The sequence below is a fragment of the Mesorhizobium sp. M0522 genome (assembly GCF_040321085.1).
Taxonomy (GTDB): Bacteria; Pseudomonadota; Alphaproteobacteria; order Rhizobiales; family Rhizobiaceae; genus Mesorhizobium.
Map to the genome: position 1 here is coordinate 1 of NZ_JAMYQW010000067.1, position 19,183 is coordinate 19,183.

General features: G+C 60.6%; 18 protein-coding genes and 2 pseudogenes. 10 read left to right on the plus strand and 10 right to left on the minus strand.

Translation table 11 applies throughout. The annotated features are described in order from the left end of the window. The coding region (locus NKI58_RS34200) for a hypothetical protein (RefSeq protein WP_352854442.1) at positions 1-729 on the plus strand (729 nt) is incomplete at its 5' end. A 225-nt stretch (positions 730-954) separates the two neighbouring features. Then, positions 955-1,278: pseudogene (locus tag NKI58_RS34205) on the plus strand (substrate-binding domain-containing protein); the annotation flags it as partial. Between the two features lie 126 nt (positions 1,279-1,404). Here NKI58_RS34205 and NKI58_RS34210 read toward each other — a convergent pair. The 4 genes from NKI58_RS34210 to NKI58_RS34225 all read right to left on the minus strand — a co-directional run bounded on the left by NKI58_RS34210 (position 1,405) and on the right by NKI58_RS34225 (position 6,094). Beyond that, entirely contained in the window at positions 1,405-2,925 is a 1,521-nt protein-coding gene (locus NKI58_RS34210; RefSeq protein WP_352789745.1) for a sugar ABC transporter ATP-binding protein, read from the minus strand. 1 nt (position 2,926) lies between these two features. Continuing rightward, positions 2,927-3,898 carry an ABC transporter permease gene (locus NKI58_RS34215; protein WP_352457842.1) on the minus strand — a complete coding sequence of 324 codons (972 nt, stop codon included), beginning with the start codon at positions 3,896-3,898 and terminating at the stop codon, positions 2,927-2,929. Next, complete coding sequence (locus tag NKI58_RS34220; RefSeq protein WP_352854443.1) at positions 3,895-4,935, minus strand: ABC transporter permease; 1,041 nt, start codon at positions 4,933-4,935, stop codon at positions 3,895-3,897. Before NKI58_RS34220 ends, NKI58_RS34215 begins: the two co-directional genes overlap by 4 nt. Positions 4,936-5,068: 133 nt before the next feature. Further along, the gene (locus tag NKI58_RS34225) at positions 5,069-6,094 is read right to left on the minus strand and encodes a sugar ABC transporter substrate-binding protein (RefSeq protein ID WP_023680812.1); all 1,026 of its coding nucleotides are present in this window, start codon (positions 6,092-6,094) and stop codon (positions 5,069-5,071) included. Positions 6,095-6,243: 149 nt separating this feature from the next. Here NKI58_RS34225 and NKI58_RS34230 point away from each other — a divergent pair, with 149 nt between their 5' ends. From NKI58_RS34230 to NKI58_RS35705, 3 genes are all read left to right on the plus strand, one after another. Beyond that, the gene (locus NKI58_RS34230) at positions 6,244-6,993 is read left to right on the plus strand and encodes a GntR family transcriptional regulator (protein ID WP_352622040.1); all 750 of its coding nucleotides are present in this window, start codon (positions 6,244-6,246) and stop codon (positions 6,991-6,993) included. After that, on the plus strand, positions 6,980-7,759 hold the full coding sequence (locus NKI58_RS34235; RefSeq protein WP_352648450.1) for an SDR family NAD(P)-dependent oxidoreductase: 780 nt from the start codon (positions 6,980-6,982) through the stop codon (positions 7,757-7,759). The genes NKI58_RS34230 and NKI58_RS34235 overlap by 14 nt, the downstream gene beginning before the upstream one ends. Before the next feature lie 381 nt (positions 7,760-8,140). Continuing rightward, entirely contained in the window at positions 8,141-8,263 is a 123-nt protein-coding gene (locus NKI58_RS35705) for a hypothetical protein (protein WP_502896966.1), read from the plus strand. 119 nt (positions 8,264-8,382) lie between these two features. Here the strand turns inward: NKI58_RS35705 and NKI58_RS34245 are convergent, their stop codons facing one another. Further along, entirely contained in the window at positions 8,383-9,351 is a 969-nt protein-coding gene (locus NKI58_RS34245) for an oxygenase MpaB family protein (RefSeq protein WP_352789750.1), read from the minus strand. A 131-nt stretch (positions 9,352-9,482) separates the two neighbouring features. Here NKI58_RS34245 and NKI58_RS34250 point away from each other — a divergent pair. Then, positions 9,483-9,563, plus strand: a pseudogene (locus NKI58_RS34250) (short-chain dehydrogenase); the annotation flags it as partial. Positions 9,564-9,647: 84 nt separating this feature from the next. Here NKI58_RS34250 and NKI58_RS34255 read toward each other — a convergent pair. Then, positions 9,648-11,123 (minus strand): ROK family protein, encoded by a 1,476-nt coding sequence (locus NKI58_RS34255; RefSeq protein ID WP_352648454.1) that lies wholly within the window; start codon positions 11,121-11,123, stop codon positions 9,648-9,650. A gap of 36 nt (positions 11,124-11,159) precedes the next feature. Continuing rightward, the gene (locus tag NKI58_RS34260) at positions 11,160-12,065 is read right to left on the minus strand and encodes a tagatose-bisphosphate aldolase (RefSeq protein WP_352789754.1); all 906 of its coding nucleotides are present in this window, start codon (positions 12,063-12,065) and stop codon (positions 11,160-11,162) included. Positions 12,066-12,347: 282 nt separating this feature from the next. On the opposite strand from NKI58_RS34260, the gene NKI58_RS34265 reads away from it, so the two are divergent. From NKI58_RS34265 to NKI58_RS34280, 4 genes are all read left to right on the plus strand, one after another. Continuing rightward, complete coding sequence (locus NKI58_RS34265; RefSeq protein WP_352637583.1) at positions 12,348-13,253, plus strand: sugar-binding transcriptional regulator; 906 nt, start codon at positions 12,348-12,350, stop codon at positions 13,251-13,253. A gap of 496 nt (positions 13,254-13,749) precedes the next feature. Then, positions 13,750-14,727 carry an ABC transporter substrate-binding protein gene (locus tag NKI58_RS34270; protein WP_352457851.1) on the plus strand — a complete coding sequence of 326 codons (978 nt, stop codon included), beginning with the start codon at positions 13,750-13,752 and terminating at the stop codon, positions 14,725-14,727. A 100-nt stretch (positions 14,728-14,827) separates the two neighbouring features. Further along, complete coding sequence (locus NKI58_RS34275; RefSeq protein WP_023680285.1) at positions 14,828-15,889, plus strand: ABC transporter permease subunit; 1,062 nt, start codon at positions 14,828-14,830, stop codon at positions 15,887-15,889. Then, on the plus strand, positions 15,882-16,637 hold the full coding sequence (locus NKI58_RS34280) for an ATP-binding cassette domain-containing protein (protein ID WP_023680286.1): 756 nt from the start codon (positions 15,882-15,884) through the stop codon (positions 16,635-16,637). Before NKI58_RS34275 ends, NKI58_RS34280 begins: the two co-directional genes overlap by 8 nt. Before the next feature lie 113 nt (positions 16,638-16,750). Here NKI58_RS34280 and NKI58_RS34285 read toward each other — a convergent pair whose 3' ends face one another. From NKI58_RS34285 to NKI58_RS34295, 3 genes are all read right to left on the minus strand, one after another. Continuing rightward, positions 16,751-17,761 carry a Gfo/Idh/MocA family protein gene (locus NKI58_RS34285; protein WP_352854444.1) on the minus strand — a complete coding sequence of 337 codons (1,011 nt, stop codon included), beginning with the start codon at positions 17,759-17,761 and terminating at the stop codon, positions 16,751-16,753. A 56-nt stretch (positions 17,762-17,817) separates the two neighbouring features. Next, positions 17,818-18,582 (minus strand): ATP-binding cassette domain-containing protein, encoded by a 765-nt coding sequence (locus NKI58_RS34290; RefSeq protein ID WP_352789761.1) that lies wholly within the window; start codon positions 18,580-18,582, stop codon positions 17,818-17,820. Further along, positions 18,579-19,183: ABC transporter permease (locus tag NKI58_RS34295; protein ID WP_352854447.1), on the minus strand; the 605-nt coding region annotated here is incomplete at its 5' end. The genes NKI58_RS34295 and NKI58_RS34290, both read right to left, overlap by 4 nt.

Here is a 19,183-nt window from a genome sequence, read left to right on the forward strand (position 1 = left end):
GGACAGACCAAGTTATCATCAGCTCGAAGCGCAACACCTCTTTGCATCACCTTTGAAGATGGGCTCGAGCCGAATACCCCATCTGATTCCGACAATACCACGACTCTGCCTTTCGTCACCCGTAGGCAAGTGCTTGCGGGAGGAATGACCGCGTCCACCGCTTCAATGCTTGAGAAAAGTACTCTTACCGGCAACGCTACCGCGACGAACATGTCCCTCTTCGACCCAGCGCTGGCGCTTTGGCGGGAATGGCAGACAGCCCACAGGCTGAGCGAGCGGCTTTGCCGCGAGCAACAGCGCCTGGAGACGAGGCTTGTCGAGAGCGTCGGCTTTCCTCGCGCGACCGTCCGCCTGCCCGAGGGTGAGGACGTGACGGTCCACTCGATCGAGATGCTCAATGAAGTACTCGGCAAAGGGCCGGACATGGTGGCTCTCCGCAAGAAGGCCGAAGCTGATTTCGCGGCACATCAGGTACGCTGGGATGCGGCTGCCGAAGAGACCGGTTACACCGCCGCGCTCAGGGCCGAGCGCGAGGCTGGTGACCGGGCGGAGGAGTTGGTGCAAGCGTTCTCAGCGGTCCCTGACGCGACGCTTGCTGGTGTCGCGGGCAAGCTCGATGCCGTGTTGCGTGAGGGCGAGGCCTGGGAGGAATGCTCCGAGTTCCCTCGGCCGCAGATCCGCTCGGCGCTCAATGATCTGGTGCGCATCGCCCAACAGATGATCCCGTAGGAACAGCTCTTCACGGCAAGCGGCATTCCCCGGACGGCGGGCTGGCTGCTGTTTCCGAGCCTGAAAGACTAAGATGGGGGCGAGATATGAAGACCCGTCCAACACAACTTCGGCTGCGGCGGAGAACCCATCAACTTGCAGCGAAGCGTCCGCCGTGGCGCTCGCCCATCGCTATCGCTTGGCGCATCGTTCGCGGCGCTGGCGCAATAGGCCGGCAAGGTCGGCATCGTCGTGAAGATTGGTGGCATTCCGTGGTTCAACGCGATGGAGGCCGGTATCAAGGAGCGCGGTCAGAAGCTCGGCATCGATGCGTTCATGGTTGGCCCGACCAGCGCCGATCCTGCACTTCAGGTTCGCGCCATCGAGGATCTCATCGCTCAGGGCGTAAAAGTCATCGGCGTGGTGCCGAACGACGCCAAGGTGCTCGAGCCGGTGCTGCAGAAGGCCAAGGACGCCGGCATCATCGTCATCACGCATGAATCGCCCGGCCAGAAGGGGGCCAATTGGGATTTCGAGTTTGCCTCTGCCAAGGGTTTCGGCGAGGCTCATGCCCACACCTCCAGAGAGGACGCACCAAAGCTCAGCGCGGATACCTGCAATCCAGTCCTGCCGAACTCACGCCTGTCCACGGGATCCTCTTGGCCGATGGTGAAAAGTCCTGAAAGTGTGAGGAGCTTAGGCGGCCTCAGCCCTGTGGATCAGATTCATGATGCCCTCGCTCATGCCGGCATAGGATCCGTCATTGATTAACTGGCCCTGAAGCCGGTAGTCGTTCATGACCAGAATCCTGTCAGCGAGCAGGATCATTTCGGGCATGTCGCTCGTGATCAGCAAAATGGCAGTGCCGTTGTCGGCGAGTTCTCGCAGCAAATCGTGCAGGTAAGCCTTGGTCTTGATGTCGATGCCGACTGACGGCTCGTCAACCAGCAAGATCTTGACGCCTGCTGCCAGCCATTTGGCGACGCTGATTTTCTGCTGATTGCCACCCGAAAGGTTGGCCACCGTCTGCGCGAGGCTGGGTGTTTTCACCTCAAGCTTCTCGATGTATGGCGTTACCTTGTGTCGCACGAGGCGGTCGGTGAGGAATCCGAGAAGTGCCGAAAGGGGGCGCCACACTGCAATTCCAGCATTTGACAGCACCGAATGCATCAAGACCAGACCTTCGCCCTTTCGATCTTCGCTGACGTATCCCACACGATGCGTGTGGATGGCTTCGCCGACCGACCTGATCTTAACCGGCTTCCCGTCGATCTCGACGGTACCAGCCGTCAGCGGAAACTGACCCAGGATGCATTTTGCAAGCTCGGTCCTTCCGGCGCCCACGAGGCCATAGAGGCCCACAATCTCGCCTTGTCGGACATGCAGATTGACGTCCAAATGGCCTAAAGATGTTTCAATGTTCTTGAGCTCGATGGCCGGAGGAGCCCCAGTCGAGTTGCGCTCCCGCCAGCCGCCTTCACCCTCGGCCCGGCCGATCATCAATCGGACAATGTCTTGCCGCCCCAGGCCCTCCATTGGCCGGCTTTCACAGGCATTCGACCCATCCCTCAGCACTGTGACGCTGTCGCAAAGCTCCTGCGCTTCTTCCAGCTTATGGCTGACAAATAGCAGGCTGGCGCCTTGGTCTCGCAGCTTTCGCAAAAACGAGAATAATAGATCAGTTTCACTCGAGGTAAGTGATGCGGTTGGTTCATCCAGGAGAAGCACTCGCGAGCGCAGAGACAAGGCCTTGGCGATTTCGACCAGCTGCATCTTGGCGACGCTAAGGCGCGATACCGGGGTTCTTGGGTCGATGTCTAGGCCGAGGGCCTCAAGCCAACGCGCGGCCTGCTTGTTCAAGTCGGCATAGTCCACCGGCTTTAGCAACGAAGCCCCAAGTTGCTCGAGATGGATATTTTCCGCAACAGAAAACCTCGGGATAAGATTCCGTTCTTGATGTACGACGCCAACACGATGAGCGATGGCCTCGCGCGGCGAGCCGAAATGAACCTCTTGGCCCTCCAGGATGAGGCGGCCGGCATCGGGGTGGTGAACACCGGTAATGATCTTGATAAGCGTTGACTTCCCTGCGCCGTTTTCGCCGAGCAAAGCATGTATGGAATGAGTTTTAAGTGTCAGGGAAACGCCCTTTAGGGCCTTTACGCCTGGAAAGGACTTCTCAATGCCCAGAGCCTGGAACGCTATCTCGCTCGCCATTTCAGAGCCTCTTGAGATTTCGTGACAAACGACTTTCGCGAAAACGATTGGCGCCGACTGCCGCCAAGATCATTGCGCCCAGCACGACCTGCACGAGGAACGGGTCGATGTCGAAAAGCACTAGGGCTTGTGTGATTATTGCAACGATCACCACCCCGAGCAGCGTAGCGGGCACGCTGACGTGTCCGCCGGCCAAGACCGCGCCGCCGATCACGGGCGCGGCAAAAGACAAAATTAGCCAGTCGTCGCCGATCGTCGGTTGACCCATTTGTAAACGGGCAACAAGGAGAAGACCGGCAAGCGCTGCAAGAAACCCCGAAAGGGCGTGCGCGATGACAACTGTATTTGCAATCGATATTCCCGACAATTCTGCGGCATGTTGATTGCCGCCGACTGCCAAAATAAACCGCCCTATGGGTTGCCGATTAAGCATGAACCACAAGGCTAGCCCGACAGCCATGGTCGGGAGCATCAACCAAGGAATGATCCCGAAGATCGCGCCCTGTCCGATGGATTTCACGCCGTCTGAGATATCATAAAAGGGTTGGGCATGTGTGATGCCCAAATTGATGCCCTTGTAAACGGACAGGCTGGCGAGGGTAATTACGAACGCCGAAATGCCAGTTCGGGCGATCAGAAATCCGTTTATTACGCCGCATATGACCCCGAGCGACAGCGCGGTTAAGGCGGCAAGGGATGCGGGCACGTGCCACGCGTCCATCATGCCGGCGAAAACAATAGCGCAAAGACCGCCGATAGCCCCGACAGACAAATTCATCTGACCGATAGCGATGATGAGCATTTGCGAAAACGCGATCAGGCCATTTACTGCAATTGCGAGCAGCAGCACCTGAATATTCAATGGCGATAGGAATGATGGGTTGAAGCCCCCCACGATCGCAACGGCGACGATCGTAACCAGCAGCGGCCCAAACCAGTCGCTCCGCACGGCGTTGGCGAAGGAGCCGTTCATGCCATGTTCCTCCGGGCCAGAAAGGTTCGGCGTGTTTTGTCCATCAATACCGCAGCCAGCAAAAGCAGACCCAAAAAGCTCTGAATCCAGAAATCGCCCAGCTGTAATAGAAGCAAACCACTAGTCAGCATCGTCACCAGAAACGCACCTAGGCACGTCCCCAGCACCGATGCCTTGCCGCCCGCCAAAAGTGTTCCCCCCAACACAGGACCAAGGAACGCGATGAGCAGCCAGTCCTGTCCGAGTTGTCCCGCCATTGATGGGATCGCCGCTCCATTGCGTGCGACTAGCATCAGAGCCGCGCAGGCGGCGAGCGCGCCAGACAGCATGTGGCAGTATATGAAGATGCGCCCGACATTTATGCCGGACATCTCCGCCGCTTCGGGCTTGGCGCCAGCAGCCAGCATCTCCCGCCCAACCGCTGTCAAATTATAAAGATATCCTAGAATCAATGCAGCCATGAGGCTAACCAGGAGGAGCGGAGAGAAAAAACCCAACAGCTTGATGCGTCCGAACGCTGCAAAGACGGGTGGCAGAGCGCGATAGGATTCTGCACGCGTCAGGAAGATCATTACGCCGAAGAAAATGCTCATTGTCGCGAGCGTGATGATGAAGCTGTGCAATCCTGTGCGAACGGAAGTCCATCCGTTGATAAAGCCCAGCAAGGCGCCAAGGGCCACGGCTGAGAGAATTGCGAGTGGCCACGGAAGCCCGACGACCTCAATGAGATAGCCGCAAGTCATTGCGGCACAAACGCCGATCGCCCCTACAGCAAGGTTCAACCCCCCAGTTATAACGACGACCATCATGGCCAAGCCGATCATGATGTTGACGGCTGCGATACGACCGAGGGTGAACAAATTGAAGGCCGAAAAGAAACCCTCTGTTGTGAATTTGAAGCCCAGCGCAAAGACCACAATGAGGGCAATGAGCCCAAACTCATTGGTCAGATAGAATCGCGTCTCGGTGGCATTCCTGCGCGGCTTGCCGACGATGTCGCCACTGGGACCCTTCGCCGGCACATCTGAATAAGACATGGTTTCGCACCTTCAATGGCTAGGCTGCCATCTTATCAGGCCTGGCTCTGGGTCACGACAGACACCGTGCAATTTGGTTGGACGACCGCCGGGTCTGCTTGAACGCAGCCCGGCGGCATTGGCGGAAGTCTCGTTACTTGCAGGTCAGATAAGTCGCCTGGAAGGTTTCAAAGAGCTTCTTGGTCGTGTCGCGCATGGCGTCAACATAAGTGTCGATTTTGTCGGCCGCGACATAGACGGTTCCCGAGTCGATGAACTTGTCAGTGAGGGCATTCTTCTTAAAAGGCGCATCGGTCTTGACCGCGCAACCCGAACGAAGCTTGTCGAGAACGAAAGTGCCGATATAGCCTTGGCCATACGGATTCTGCAGCATTGTGCCATTCACAAAGCCATCCTTGATGGCCTTCAACACAACTTGATCGTGATCAATGGCTACCATCTTGATCCGCTTGTCGCCGATCTTTCGGACTGCGTTCGAGGCTACAACCGCAGGGACCCAAGCGGTCGTGATGATGCCATCGACGTCGTTGGCGTGAGCTGCCAGGTAGGCATTAATCTTTTCCTCGGCTGGCTCGGGCGCATCAATGTCAGCGATGACCTGGACGACCGTTGCGCCTTCTTCCTCCGCCGCTTTTTTGACGGCGTCGATGCGAAGCTGGGTATTCGGATCAACAAGGAAGCCGGTGAAATGAGCAATGCGCTTCTTGGTGCCCGTCAGTGTTTTCAAAAGCTCCTTGGTTCCAATGTATGCTGAATTGCCAGTGTCGGTGCCGAGGCAGAAGGTTGCTGAAGAAGGATCCTTGAAGCACCCTGCGCCGCCGATGACAGGCGCGCCATTGGACACGAGCTCGTCGACGGTACTGACCGATCCGACGGGGTCACCTGGGAAAATCAGAAAGCCGTTATAACCCTGGGTCAAAAGGCTCTCGAGCAGCTGGTTCTGCTGGCTGAGTTCCCACTTTTGCGGCACCTTATAGTCTGCTGCGGCCAGGCCAAAATCCTTGGCAGCATCCTTACCAGCTTGCTCCCACGCCGCGAAGTAGGGGTGCGGACCTCCGGGAACCAGCGCAATTTTTGAATCTCCAGCGGCGAAGGCGGACCCCACGCCTATTGCGGATAGCAGTCCAATCGCGAGCACGCGACGCAAATAGTTCGACATCAAAACTCCTCCCGTTGAGAGCGCCGCCTTCCCGCTTAAAATTGTCGAGACCGCCAGCGCAAATGCCTTGCATTCACCGCAGAAGTTCTAGTACACTTGTATACAAGGTGCAACTGCTTTTTTGTTGATGGCATTTTTCGGAGGACATTGTGCAAGAAGGCGAGCGGAACGCGATATCGCGTTTCGACCAGAATGGAGCGAAAGCCATGTCTTCCGGATTGGCTGAACTAGACGTGTTTTTGAACCGGCGCAGTTCGGCGAGTGAGCAAATTTACTCCGTCCTGCGCGAGGCAATCGTGCGTGCGAAGCTCTTGCCGGGCGAATCGATTAGTGAAAACGCGGTGTGTCGCCAGTTCAATGTGTCTCGCACACCTGTGAGGGCAGCGATCCAAAGATTGGCCGAAGACGGACTTGTAAGTGTCTTTCCGCAGCTCGGCAGTTTTGTTTCGCAAATTGATATCGTCAGCATCCAAGACAGCCATTTTGTCCGCCGTTCTCTGGAAACTTGCCTTCTTCGCGAAGTTGCGCCGCGTTGGACGCCAGCGATGAGCGCTGAAATGCGTTCACTGGTGGCGGCTCAAGAACGGAGTATCGCTGAGGGCGATATTGACGGATTTCACGACAATGACGAGAATTTTCACCAATTGTTTGCGTCTTTCGCGCAGCGACCGGGAGTTTGGACGACCATCCACGCTGCTAAAGCCAAGCTGACTCGCTTTATTCGTTTCTCCGGCAATGCCGCACGGTTTGCGGTTGTGCTGCAGGAGCATTTGGCAATTCTGGATGCGCTGGATGCCAATGACGGACCCGGTGCGGAAGCCGCATTGGTCGCCCATCTCGATAAAATCTTTGTCCTTTTCGACGCGCATGCGTCGGAGACACGTCATGCCGCGGTCTGACCAAGCAATGGAGAATTCCCGCTTGCAATCGCTAGAAGGAAAAACCGCTGTCGTAACTGGAGGCGCAGGCGCTATCGGCTCCGCAATCGCAGTGGAACTGGCGCGCGCCGGCGCTCAAGTAGCAGTCCTGGATCTGCTCCCCAAGGCCGCAGAGGCGCTGGCGTCGCGGATAGGGCATGGCGCCGTTGCCGTCGGTGTTGATCTGGCAGTTGAGAGTTCAACGCGCGCGGCGGCGGAGAAGGTTCTTCAGCACTTCGGTTCGGTCGACATTTTGGTCAACAATGCTGGCATTCTGTCGAACCACAAAATGGCAGATACCTCGATCGAGGAATGGCGAAGGGTCAACATAGTCAACGTAGAAGCCGCATTCCTTCTCGCCCAGATATTTCTTCCAGGGATGCGGTCGAAACGGTGGGGTCGGGTGGTCAATATCTCCTCCTATGCCGCCAAAAGCGGAGGCTTGACCGCAGGGACGGCGTATTCAGTTTCGAAAAGCGCGATGATAGGGCTGACCTTTTCGATTGCCCGCGAGACCGCTGGCCAGGGCGTAACCTCGAATGCAATTGCCCCCGCCTACGTAATGTCGCCGATGGTTTCCGAACAGCTCAACGACGAACAGCGCGCGGCCCAGCTTGCTCAAATCCCGGTCGGGCGATTTTGCGAACCTCAAGAAGTCGCCCACACCGTTTCATTCCTCGCGTCACCTCTAGCCGGGTTCATCACGGGTGAGGTTATCGACATGAACGGTGGTCTCCATTTCGATTGAGCTGCATATAATGGAAAATCGTCGTTCTTACGCCAATTTGGCGCTCGCATCAGCCGGTGTCCAAATTCATCGGTACGATCGACGGAGTGTGACGCCCGGAATCGTGCATCTCGGTATCGGCAACTTCCACAGGGCCCATCAGGCAATCTATACGGATGATTGCTTGGCCGCGGGACAACTCGATTGGGGCATCATTGCAGCCTCCCCCGGAGTTCGGACACGCGGGACGCGCTTGCTCCCCAAGATGGTTTGTACACAGTTGTCAGTCGTCAAGATGAACAGACGAGCCTTCGGATAGTCGGTTCTATCGGCCATATTCTTGTCGCACCGGAGGGCCCCGCTCAGCTGCTGGAGGCGCTCTTTGACCCGCGGATCAGGATCGTGACTTTGACAGTCACCGAGAAGGGCTACACGGTCATCTCGGGCGGCGGCTCCGGCCACGAGCCGGCCCATGCCGGTTTTGACGGTACGACGGCTTCACTGTTGCCGCCAGCCGTCCGGTAGTTTGTTCGCATCTGCTTGGCGGGCCTCCGTCACGCCTCACCGTCCAGTGGGCTATCGAGTTCGTGCCTTCAAGATGCGTTAACTAGAAGCTGAACGTCTGCACGACGCGGGCCTGACATTTAGGTCAAGGAACACTGTCCGGTTCTGTGTAGGTTTTCGGATGCCGTTCGGCGATAGAGATAGCTCTCGGAAAGGCCGAGGCGGCGGCACGACTGGACGGCTGGTGATGAATGAAGCGCGGTGCTGTCGCAAATTGCAGCCGTCGTCTTCACAACAGCACGCTCCCACGGCTTCAAGGTCCAGCGGTCGCCGAGTTCCAACCGCTTGCGGACCCATTGGGGTAGGATCTCGACGGCCGCCTTCAGAAGCGGCCGCTGAAGGGGTCGAGCAACTCCCGGCAAGGCGGGAACTTCTTCCATGATCTGCAGGAACTCCGAGACGATCGGCGACGCGACGAGTCTTTGCCTCATCACGTCGAACAGCGCGTAAAGCTCGGCCTGAGACGTGGGCGCGCCGACGGCCCCATAGAGAAGTGCGACGGGGCGAGCCTCAGCAAACATCGCGTCCCGTTCGAAAAAATGCAGGCGATGCACATAGATGTGATAGGCCTCCATGAAACCAAACGCGGCCGTCGCTTGCACCCAGTCCAGCAGCTCCGGGTCGGTGGCGTGGTATGGCTCGCCTTCGCTGGTTCGACCTGAAACGCGCCCATGCATCCTGACCACATCTTCAATCATGGCCTTAGCCTTGGATCGGGGGCCGTAGACCGTGACCAAGGCAGCGAGGCCCGTACGCTGTAACCGTCGGAGCGCGAGGGAGCGGAAGCTGCTGTGCTGCCAAATGGCGTCGCGAACCCGCGGCTCTGCCAATTCGAGCAGCACCGCCGTTACCCCGCCGATGAACAGCGCAACAGGGTTCTTGAAAATGCGCCAGGTTACGGAATTGGGTGGTAACAGCGCCGGCTCGCCTTCCGGAGTCGAGAAGTCCATCTGAGATCCGAGCCGCTGGCGCATGAACGACTGGGCAAGAGTGTCCACACGACGCTCAAGCGGGCGAGGCAGAGAAATGATGCCCGAGTTGCGAAACATGGTACGCCTCGAACTACTGAGAATAGCAAGCGTTAGACCTGTGGCTGGCGGATGCAATATGCACGAACGTCTTTGGTCTTCCCGTTGTTCCAAATCATCCTCGCGCGAAGCCGATGAACCCTGCTTGATCTGCCCTGTTGCCGATGATGATGGAGCAAGGCTCGGGCGTGGTCATCCATGTCACCTCGATCCAGCGCGAGCTTCCGCTCCCGGCATCAAAATCAAGAGCACGAGTGAATCACGCCGCGGATAAGTCGCGCGCGGATCATCATTTCAGGCGCGCAAGCTTCGCCTGCCTATGTGTCAATCGTCGCCCGCAGCCATTGCGTGATGGCATCGAAAGCGATTGGTTTTGTCGTATCGACATCAAAGAGCGGTCCACGCCGCAGCGGCTCGGCGCGCTTGGCCAGCTCGATCAGCTCGGGGACATAGGCCGCCCCGGGGTGGCCAGCGGGACGCTGGTCGAGCCGTGCGCGATAGCGCTCGGCAAGAACCTCGCCGGGTGCATGACACCAGATTTCGGCGGTCCGCTCGACACCAGCCCTTCGCAGGTGATCCTCGAGCACCTGGCGCGGCTGGAAGCCGAACCAGGCATCGACGACAACTGTTGTGCCCGCGGGAGCTTCGCCGACGACCGACCAGATGGCTTCATAACTGGCGCGACCGAGCGAGCGGTTGAATTCACGATCGCCGCCGCCGAGCACTTCGAGGAACGGGTTCTTAATGGTATCGAGCGTAAGCAATGGCCACCCTAGGCGGTCGGCGATACCGCGCGAGACCGTGCTTTTGCCGCTGGCGGGGATGCCGTTGACGAGCACGGCGCGCTGGCCGGGCACGGCACGCCGGCCCGGGTTGAGTCCAGCGGATGGCGAGGTCACCGGCGAGGCCGTAACCGCCGCCTGCCCTGCCAGCGCTTGCAGACCGGCGCCGATGACGCCGGCGTCGTCGCCGAGTTGCGCCGGTTCAACAGGGCATTGGTACCAGGGAGCCAAGGCCGGAGCCTTGGCAAGCGCCTGATGGGCCGCCTGGCCAAGTCCGCCGCCGAGCAGCACCAGATCGGGGGCGAACATCGCCACCGCTGTATCGATTGCCGCACGCAACGGTCTGGCCCAGGCTTCCAGTATCCCGCGCACCGGCGTGTCGCCGCTCGCATCCCGGGCGAAAAGCTGATCGACCGAGATATCCGGACCGAGGCCTGCGCGTGAGATGTGACGGCCAAGTGCTGTACCGGAGCTGGTGGTTTCAACGCAGCCGCGCCGGCCGCAGACGCAGGCTTCGCCTGATATGTCGACAGTGATATGGCCGAGCTGCCCCGCCGTCCCCTTGCCGCGGACGATCTGCCGGTCTTGAGCCACGGCACCACCAATGCCGGTCCCGATGGTGAACATGACGATGTTTTCGTGACCCATGGCGGCGCCTCGAGCCATCTCGGCGACCAGTGCCATGTTGCAATCATTGTCGATCACGACGGGCTTGCCCGCCAGGTTTTCCAGCCGTTGCGCCGGGGAGACCGAGGCGAGGTTGACATAGCCTCCGGACAAGACGGCGCGACGCCGCGCATCGACGCGTCCCGGGACGCCGATGCCGATGGCGGCAACCTCCGGAGAATCGAGCCGGCGCACCATCTCGGCGATCCGGGAGAGCATGAGCGCCGGGTCCGGCGCGCTCTTTTCGGACATGCGGTCAAGGATTTCGCCTGTGCCGGAAATGCGGGCGGCGCGCAGATTGGTGCCGCCGATATCGATCCCGATGGCCATCGAACTATGAGGCATGACGTCCCGTGTGTGCCCGGTGTGAACGGCGAATGACTAAGCGGCTTTCTGCCGGTAGTTTCCGATCACGGCCTGAAGCTCGTGCAATCTCGACACTGCGATGGTCTTAAGCCTTTCCCGCTGAATGTCACGGTCCAGCGAGATGCAGTCCTTCCACAGCGACCGGCCGGCGATCACGCCTGACGCGCCGTTCTTCATCGCGATCTCGACCTGGCCCAGGAACGTTGCGTGGTTGACGCCGGCGGAGAGGACCGCCCATGGCACCTCGCCAGCCATGCTGCTGATCCTGGCGCAGGCTTCCGGCGTTCCGGGATAAGGAAGCTTGAGCACCTTTGCCCCGCATTCCAGCGAAATCCGAGTGCCCTCTTCGACAAGCCAGGGGATCTTGGCCGCATGATCTTCAAGGCTTTCGCCTTCGAGTTGGTAGGTCAGGAATTCGACGACGAGCAGCAGGTCCTCTTGCCCGAAGTCGGCGATGCACTGGCGCAGAATGGCGACGTTATGCTCGTTCGCCTCCGGTCTGTCGGCCCTGAGATAGACCATGATCTTGCCGCCGGTGCCACCGAGTTCGCGGACGCGGCGTGCGTCGATGTCGGGGACGAGGCGCGACAGGCGGTAGCCGGCGGGCGAGACGTCGAAGCCCGAGGCGTCGAGGCCGATGAGCAGAGCCGTATCTCGGTTCAGCACCCCTTCATCGACAACCCGCGGCACCGCGCAGAGCGGGTCGAGCAGCACGCAGGATGCCTGGCTGGCGAGGTATCGCGTGATGTCCGCCTTGGTGTCGCCGAGCATGTCGTTGGTGATCTTGGCCTGTTCGGCAGGGTCCGACGCCAACAAGGTCCGCATGCCGCCGCGCTGGTCACAGGCGATGGCCATCATGGCCCCGTCCTTGCCGCATATCTGCTGATAGCCGCGTAACTCCGCCGTCGTCATCTTTGTCATGGTCTTTTGTCCGATGTTGGCGCCCATTCACCAAGGCGCAGATCCGTGGAACAAGAAATCTTCAGTTTTTGCCTGCCCGCCGGCAGGAAGGTTTGCCGCTTTGATGCGCTATCGAACCGGGAAATCTGGCTTGGCCGCAACGTTCGGTGGAAACGAACCCGAGTTGCGAGTCTGCCGGAATTGCGCGATAACTCCCATCGGTTGATGGGTCTGTAACACATTGCTGAAAGGAATTGCAAGCTGTCTGTCCCTCCCACACAAGATGCGGCCGCATCGCGGACGATGCTGCATACGGTCGCCAAAATGCACTACGAGGCGGAGATGTCGCAGGTCGACATCGCGCGCCGGCTCGGTGTCTCCACCGCCACCATATCGCGTTTGCTGCAGCGGGCGAGAGCAGAGGGCATCGTGCGGATCGAGGTTCTCGATCTTGTGACGCCCGAGGACATCACCAGGCAGTTGATTGACGGGTTGGGGCTGCGCGACGCCGCGGTCGTCGAAACGCCGGCAGCCGGAGCGCTGACGGCGCTCGCCGCACCGCTCGGCGCCTTGCTCAAGCAAGCGGAACTGACGGCCGGCTCGGTGGTTGCCGTCGGCTGGGGGCGAGCCATCCGCGAGGTGATCCGGGCAGGCCTGCCGCGCATTCCCGGGGTCCTTACCGTCGCTGCCACCGGCGGCATGCAGCAGCAGGCGGCGCATTTCCAGATCAACGAGTTTGTACGGCTGGCCGCCGAAGAGTTCGGCGGGACGCCGCATTTCATCCATGCGCCCTATCTGCCGTCCACCGAATTGCGTGAGGTCTTCCTTGGCGATGCGGCCATCCGCGACAGCGTCGCGCTTTGGGACCGGACCGACGTTGCGATCGTCGGCATCGGCCTGCCCCATGCCATCAATCCGCCCGAGGCGAGCGCGGCCACACTGGGCGAACAGGCCCTGTTTCATGCGGCTGGAGACGTCATCCGCCATTACTTCGACGCCGAAGGCACCCTTATCCCGTGGGAAGGGGAGGGCCGGATGATCGCAATGTCGCCGGCCCAGCTTCGAACCGTCCCCTTGGTCATCGGCGTTGCCGCCTCGCCGGAGAAGGCGACGGCCATCATCGGTGCCGTCCGCGCGAGACTCATCAATGCCCTGATAACGGACACGAAAACGGCGCAAGCCATCCTCGTGGCTCTCGTGCCTCGATAGAAGGCGGACACCATGATGCGCGACATCGGCGCGCCTGATCAATCCTGAACCGATCGACGCCACGCGGTCCGGGAGCCTGGGGCCCCGAAATCACCTGTTGTCTCGTCAGGGACTTGGGGGCAATAGTCTGCCGTGCGGGCCCTGCGGAGCAGACAGATGTTGTCCGGTTTGAAAAGCGTTCCGGCCAGGGAAGTACCGGTTGCAATTTCTTTCAGCAAAGTGTTACAACCTGCCGCTAGGCGGGCATGCGCGCCGAGCGGCGCAGTTCTCTGGACCTTGCGGATGCGAGGAAACGGGACTGCGGGCAGCAGGGCTGGTCGGTTTCGACTGGCTGATCTAATGACTGGGCGCCTGGGAGGAGCTGCCCGTAACAGCAAGCAGGCGAAACCCGTTTTCCGGCCGTCAGCGCATTTACGATTCGTAGCCTGAACAGATTGACGGCCATTCCCGATATCAATCGCAACGGCAAATCTGCCAACATTATGAGGAGGATGTTATGAAGAAGATTGTTGCCGCCCTGGCGGCTCTCGCCATCTGCGCAACGGCGCTGATCACGCCCGCTTTGGCGCAGGACAAGAAGTTCACCATTGCTCTCGTTCCGGGCCTTACCACCGACGGCTTCTACATCACCATGCGCAAAGGCGCTCAGGCGGCGGCCGATGCCCTTGGCGTGACCCTGGTGTTCCAGGGCGCTTCGGATTTCAATCCGGTAACGCAAGTCCCCGTGCTTGACGCGGTCATCGCCAAGAAGCCAGACGCGATCCTGATCGCGCCAACCGACAAGGTTCAATTGGTCGAGCCGCTCCGCAAGGCCAATGATGCCGGCATCCCGGTGATCACCGTCGACACTTTCATCGGCAGCGGCGTCTACCAGACCGGTGCCGGTGAGGCGGATTTCCCGCTGTCCTATATTGCTTCGGACAACATTCTGGGCGGCGAGATCGCCGCGCGGGCATTGGTCAAGGCCATAGGCGGCAAGGGCAAGGTCTATGTTTCCAACGTCAAGCCCGGCATTTCGACCACCGATCAGCGTGAAGAGGGCTTCAAGAAGGAGATGGCGAAGCATCCGGACATCACCGTGCTCGAGACGCAGTTCAACGACGACGACGCCAACAAGGCTGCCTCGCAGCTCCAAGCGACGTTCGCGCGCAACTCCGATCTCGTTGGTGTGTTCGGTGCAAATCTGTTCTCGGCGATCGGCGCGGCGAACGGCGTCAAGCAGGCAGGGCAAAGCGGGACCATCAAGGTCGTCGCGTTCGACGCACCGGTCAGCATCGTCGACAACATCAACACCGGCTTGGTGGACGTTGCGATTGCCCAGCATCCGGCCGAGATCGGCTATTTTGGTGTCGTTTCTGCCTACGCCCACCTGACCGGCCAGTCGATCCCGGTTGCGATCGGCACCGGCTTTACGATCATGGACAAGTCAAACATCGCGGACCCGAACATCTCGAAGTACCTCTATTCCGAATGATTCCAACCAGCTTGGTCCCCTTCCGGCTTGCCGGGAGGAGACCAGCGCCGGGTCTCTGGGACCCTGTTGACGGAGGCCGCGCTGCGGATCGGATGTGTCAATGACTTCAACATCACCAACCGAGCAGAGCGAAACCCATGTCGCCCCTCAGGCCGACCATGGTGATCCGGCCAGGACCTGGCTCGGACGCATCGCCGAAGGGCGCGCCTGGCTGTTTCTCGCCGGCCTGATCATCTGTTTCGAGGTTTGGTCGAGGGCCTCCTTCGGCGCGACCTTCGTGCTCAATCCGTTCAACGTGCAATCCATTGCGATATTTGCCGTGGCGCCGTTGCTGCTTGCGACCGGACAGACATTCGTCATCATTTCGGGAGGCATCGACCTCTCGCTGGGCTTCATCATGGGCCTTGCTGCTGTTGTTGCGGCCCATGCCACGAATCTGGCTGGCGCCGCCATGCCGGTGCCTCTGGCCATGATGGTGGGCATTCTGGCGGCCGTGATCGTCGCGGGAGTCCCTGGCATGATCAACGGCTTGCTGATCTCGCGCCTCAGAATTCCGCCCTTCATCGGCACGCTTGGCATGTTTGGCGTGGCGCGCGGCGCTGCTTTCCTGCTCGCCGGCGGCACGACGGTGCCGGTCCAGAATTCCTGGTTCGCGCTGCTCGGCAACGGCAGGTTCTACGGTGTGCCTTATCTCGTCATCATTGCAGCCGTTTTCGTCGTCGCGATGCACTACATCCTGAGCCAGACCCGGTTCGGCCAGCATAACTACGCCATCGGCGCCAATGTGCAGGCGGCTCGTCGTGCCGGCATCGACATCAGAGGCCATATCCTGCGCCTCTATGTGCTTTCGGCGATGTGCGCAGGCCTCGGTGGCGCCCTCTATGCAGCGCGCTTCACCGCGGGCGCGGCCCAGGCCGGCGAGCCGTTGCTGCTCGACAGCGTCGCAGCCGTCGTGATCGGCGGCGCCAGCCTGTTCGGTGGATCGGGCACGATCTTCGGGACGGTCGCCGGTGCGCTGGTGATCGCGGTCATTCAGTACGGGCTGGTTTTCGTCAATGTCGAGCCGTTCTGGCAGTTCATCGCCGTCGGCGTCGTCATCATCATTTCCGTTCTCATCGACCAGGCGCAGCGCCGGTTCAGTGGAGCCCGTCAGGATGAATAGCCCAGGCCAGACCACCCCCCTCCTGGAAGTCCGGAATCTTTCCAAGCACTTCGGCGCCGTCCGGGCGCTCAACGATTTCTCCATGGTCGTGCGGCCGGGCGAAGTGGTGGCCCTGGCGGGCGACAACGGCGCCGGCAAGACCACGCTGATCAAGGCGATATCGGGCGTCTTTCAGCCGACGGGCGGTGAAATTCTGCTGAGGGGTCAGCCGGTGACATTTGCGACACCGCATGAGGCGCGCGAAAAAGGCATCGAAACCATCTATCAGGATCTCGCTCTCGCCGACAATTTGTCCATCGGCGCCAATATCTTCCTTGGCCGTGAACCCATGCGCAAGGCCTTCGGTTTCTTGCCGGTGCTCGATCGCAAGGCCATGGCCGTCGCCGCCAAGAAGACCATGGGGCGATTGGACTTCCATGTCAGCCGGCTCGATGCCCCGGTCAGCAATTTCTCCGGCGGTCAACGGCAGGCTGTTGCCATCGGCCGGGCCGTCTATTGGGACGCGCAGATCCTGATCATGGACGAACCGACCGCGGCCCTCGGCGTGCCCGAACAGCGCAAGGTCATTTCGCTCATCCACCAACTCAAGGCCCAAGGCAGGGGCGTAATCTTCATCTCGCACAATTTGCTGGATATTTTCGCCGTGTCCGACCGCATCATCGTGCTGCGGCGCGGCGTCCAGGCCGGCGAGCGCAAGATATCGGAAACCAACCATGACGAAGTCGTCAAGCTGATGGTTGGCGGATAGACCGCGAGCCGGAAAGCGTAGACCCGCCAGCCGGGAGCCAATGCAATCTCCTCGTAGGATCTACCCTAAAAGGGCAGCTTCAGCGCATAATCCCCGTAGTCTGTTTCATGCGATCAATGATCTCCGCCATCAGCGCCAAGTCTGTGGCGATGGAAGCTTTCGAGCTCATTGGAGAAGGCATCGCCATAGAGCGGCCCGTATGTCCGCGTCACAGGACCGCCGACGCCGGCTTCCGTCACTTCCAGCCGCGTCGGCAGGCTGCGGATATAGGGCGTGGCGTAGATGATGCGGACCCGCTTGGTGTTCGAGCGCACCTCGATCATGGCGTCGAACAGGCCGAGATCGTCGACCACCGCGTCGTAGCAGGCGGCGAAATGTCCGTAGTCGAATGTCACGCTGGTATTGGCGCCGCCATTGGTGCGGTGCGCCGCCAGCACGCGAGCCGGTTCGCCGAGCAGTCCCCGCATCGCCGAAATGTGGTGCGAGGAGAGCGCCGTCAGGCCCCGATAGGCCCGCACCAGATCGGCGGGGGCATCAATACCCACCACTTCACGGATCAGCGCTTCGCGTTCCCTGGCGCCGCGCGCCAGCAAGTCCGGCTCGATGTCCTGGGGATAGAGGACATTCTGGCTCTTTTTCAGGAAATGCCGGCCTTCGGAGATCAGGTCGAAGATGCGGACATGGGTGATGTCAGCGAAGTCGGGCAGTTCCTCAATCGCCGCCAGATAGGCCGGAGCATAGCGCCTCATGTAACCGACGAAGATCGTCTTGGCGTAGTTCGGCGTCAGCGCCAGCAGCTCGTCGATCTCGCGCACCGTCAGGCAGGCCGGCTTTTCCAGCAACACATGCTTGTTCGCCTGGATGGCGGCACGCACGAAGCGGCTGTGGGTTTCATCGGACGAGAGGATGAAAACCGCGTCGATGTCAGGTGAATTGATCAGTGCCTCGGCGGAATCGAAGGCAGCGGCGGTCGGATATTCGGACCGGCACAGCGCCATCAGGCTCGCCGAAACGTCATAAACGCCGGATATCAGCCAGCGGTCGCGCTGATCGCTCAGCACCGGCAGATGGATCGACTGCGCAACCTCTCCTAGACCCACAAGTCCGACACGGATTACTGCCACTGCAAACTCCCTTTGATCTTAATCATGTCGTCCCTGGCTGGTTAGTGTCCCCGCCGTCACGCCGCGCCGGTGACGAGCGCGACGAGCTCGTTGCCCGTGGTCTCCGAGGCCGGCACCGTGGCCACCATCCGTCCGGCCCGCATCACCCAGATCTGGTCGGACAGACGCCGCACCTGATCGAAATTGTGGCTGACCAGGATGACGCTGACAGCCTGTTCGCGCAGGCGCCGGATCAGGGCTTCGACATTGGCGGTTTCCTGCACGCCAAGGGCCGCGGTCGGTTCGTCCATCACCACCAGCTTGGCGCCGGAGCCGGCAGCACGGCAGATCGAGATCGCCTGCCGCTGTCCGCCCGACAGCCGCCGCACGCGCTGGGTGACCGAGGGCATGTTGATCGACAGGCGCGAGAGCATGGCGCGAGCCTGCTGCTTCATGGCCTTGCGGTCGAGCAAGGCGAAGGGTCCGATCCGGCGCACGATCTCGCGGTTGAGGAAAAGGTTCTGCGCGACGGTGAGTTCGTCGATCAGCGCCAGGTTCTGGTGAACCGTTTCTATGCCGGCCTTGCGCGCATCGTCGGGATTGGCGAAGGGGTGCGGCCGGCCGTCGAAGAAGATCTCGCCGCCATCCGGTACATGGACGCCGACCAGGCAGCGGATCAGCGTCGACTTGCCGGCGCCATTGTCGCCGATGACAGCGGTGACTTCGCCGCGACGAGCCTGGAAGGCGACATCGGTGAAGGCGCGGATGCCGCCGAAATGCTTGCTCAATCCTTCGCAGGCAAGGATCGCGTCGGTCGACGGGATGTGATGGACGGCGCTCATTTCTGATACCGCATGATCAGGGCCGCCAGCACCACGATGGCACCCACGGCGAGCGGTTGGTAAAAGGCCGAAACGCTAAGCAGCGTCAGCCCGTTGACGAGGGCAGTGAGCATCAGCGCACCGATTGCCGGGCCGAGAATGCTGGCGCGCCCGCCGAACAGGCTGACGCCGCCCAGAACCACCGCCGCCACCGAATTGAGCAGCAGGCTGGTGTTGATCAGCGGCTCGGCCGAGCCGATGCGGGCCACCAGAAGCAGCGCGGCGACGCCGGCGCAGACTCCGGAAATCGTGTAGGCGGCGATCTTGACCCGGTTGGTCCGGATCCCGAGCGAGCGGGCACTTTCGGTTTGGCCGCCCGTCGCCAGCAGATGCACCCCGAAGCGGGTGTGGTAGAGCGCGATATGTGCGACGAGCACAGCGGCGATTGCCACCCAGACGGGATAACCGAACGGCCCGAAGGAGCCGGAGGCCAGCCGCAGCAGGAAGGGCGCGCCGCCCATCGTCGGGTCGCCGCCCGCCCGGGTGCGGCCCAGGCCGGGGTTGGCCGAAAGCGGGCCGCGCGGGACCCCGCAATCGGGGACTGTCTCTTTTAAACAAAACC

Excerpts from the sequence above, each read along its gene's own strand:
- NKI58_RS34255 (WP_352648454.1), bottom strand. The coding sequence starts at position 11,123 with ATGCCTCATAGTTCGATGGCCATCGGGATCGATATCGGCGGCACCAAT.
- NKI58_RS34265 (WP_352637583.1), top strand. The coding sequence starts at position 12,348 with ATGCTGCATACGGTCGCCAAAATGCACTACGAGGCGGAGATGTCGCAG.
- NKI58_RS34225 (WP_023680812.1), bottom strand. The coding sequence starts at position 6,094 with ATGTCGAACTATTTGCGTCGCGTGCTCGCGATTGGACTGCTATCCGCA.
- NKI58_RS34290 (WP_352789761.1), bottom strand. The coding sequence starts at position 18,582 with ATGAGCGCCGTCCATCACATCCCGTCGACCGACGCGATCCTTGCCTGC.
- NKI58_RS34215 (WP_352457842.1), bottom strand. The coding sequence starts at position 3,898 with ATGAACGGCTCCTTCGCCAACGCCGTGCGGAGCGACTGGTTTGGGCCG.
- NKI58_RS34275 (WP_023680285.1), top strand. The coding sequence starts at position 14,828 with ATGACTTCAACATCACCAACCGAGCAGAGCGAAACCCATGTCGCCCCT.
- NKI58_RS34280 (WP_023680286.1), top strand. The coding sequence starts at position 15,882 with ATGAATAGCCCAGGCCAGACCACCCCCCTCCTGGAAGTCCGGAATCTT.
- NKI58_RS34220 (WP_352854443.1), bottom strand. The coding sequence starts at position 4,935 with ATGTCTTATTCAGATGTGCCGGCGAAGGGTCCCAGTGGCGACATCGTC.
- NKI58_RS34210 (WP_352789745.1), bottom strand. The coding sequence starts at position 2,925 with ATGGCGAGCGAGATAGCGTTCCAGGCTCTGGGCATTGAGAAGTCCTTT.
- NKI58_RS34245 (WP_352789750.1), bottom strand. The coding sequence starts at position 9,351 with ATGTTTCGCAACTCGGGCATCATTTCTCTGCCTCGCCCGCTTGAGCGT.
- NKI58_RS34260 (WP_352789754.1), bottom strand. The coding sequence starts at position 12,065 with ATGACAAAGATGACGACGGCGGAGTTACGCGGCTATCAGCAGATATGC.
- NKI58_RS34235 (WP_352648450.1), top strand. The coding sequence starts at position 6,980 with ATGCCGCGGTCTGACCAAGCAATGGAGAATTCCCGCTTGCAATCGCTA.
- NKI58_RS34270 (WP_352457851.1), top strand. The coding sequence starts at position 13,750 with ATGAAGAAGATTGTTGCCGCCCTGGCGGCTCTCGCCATCTGCGCAACG.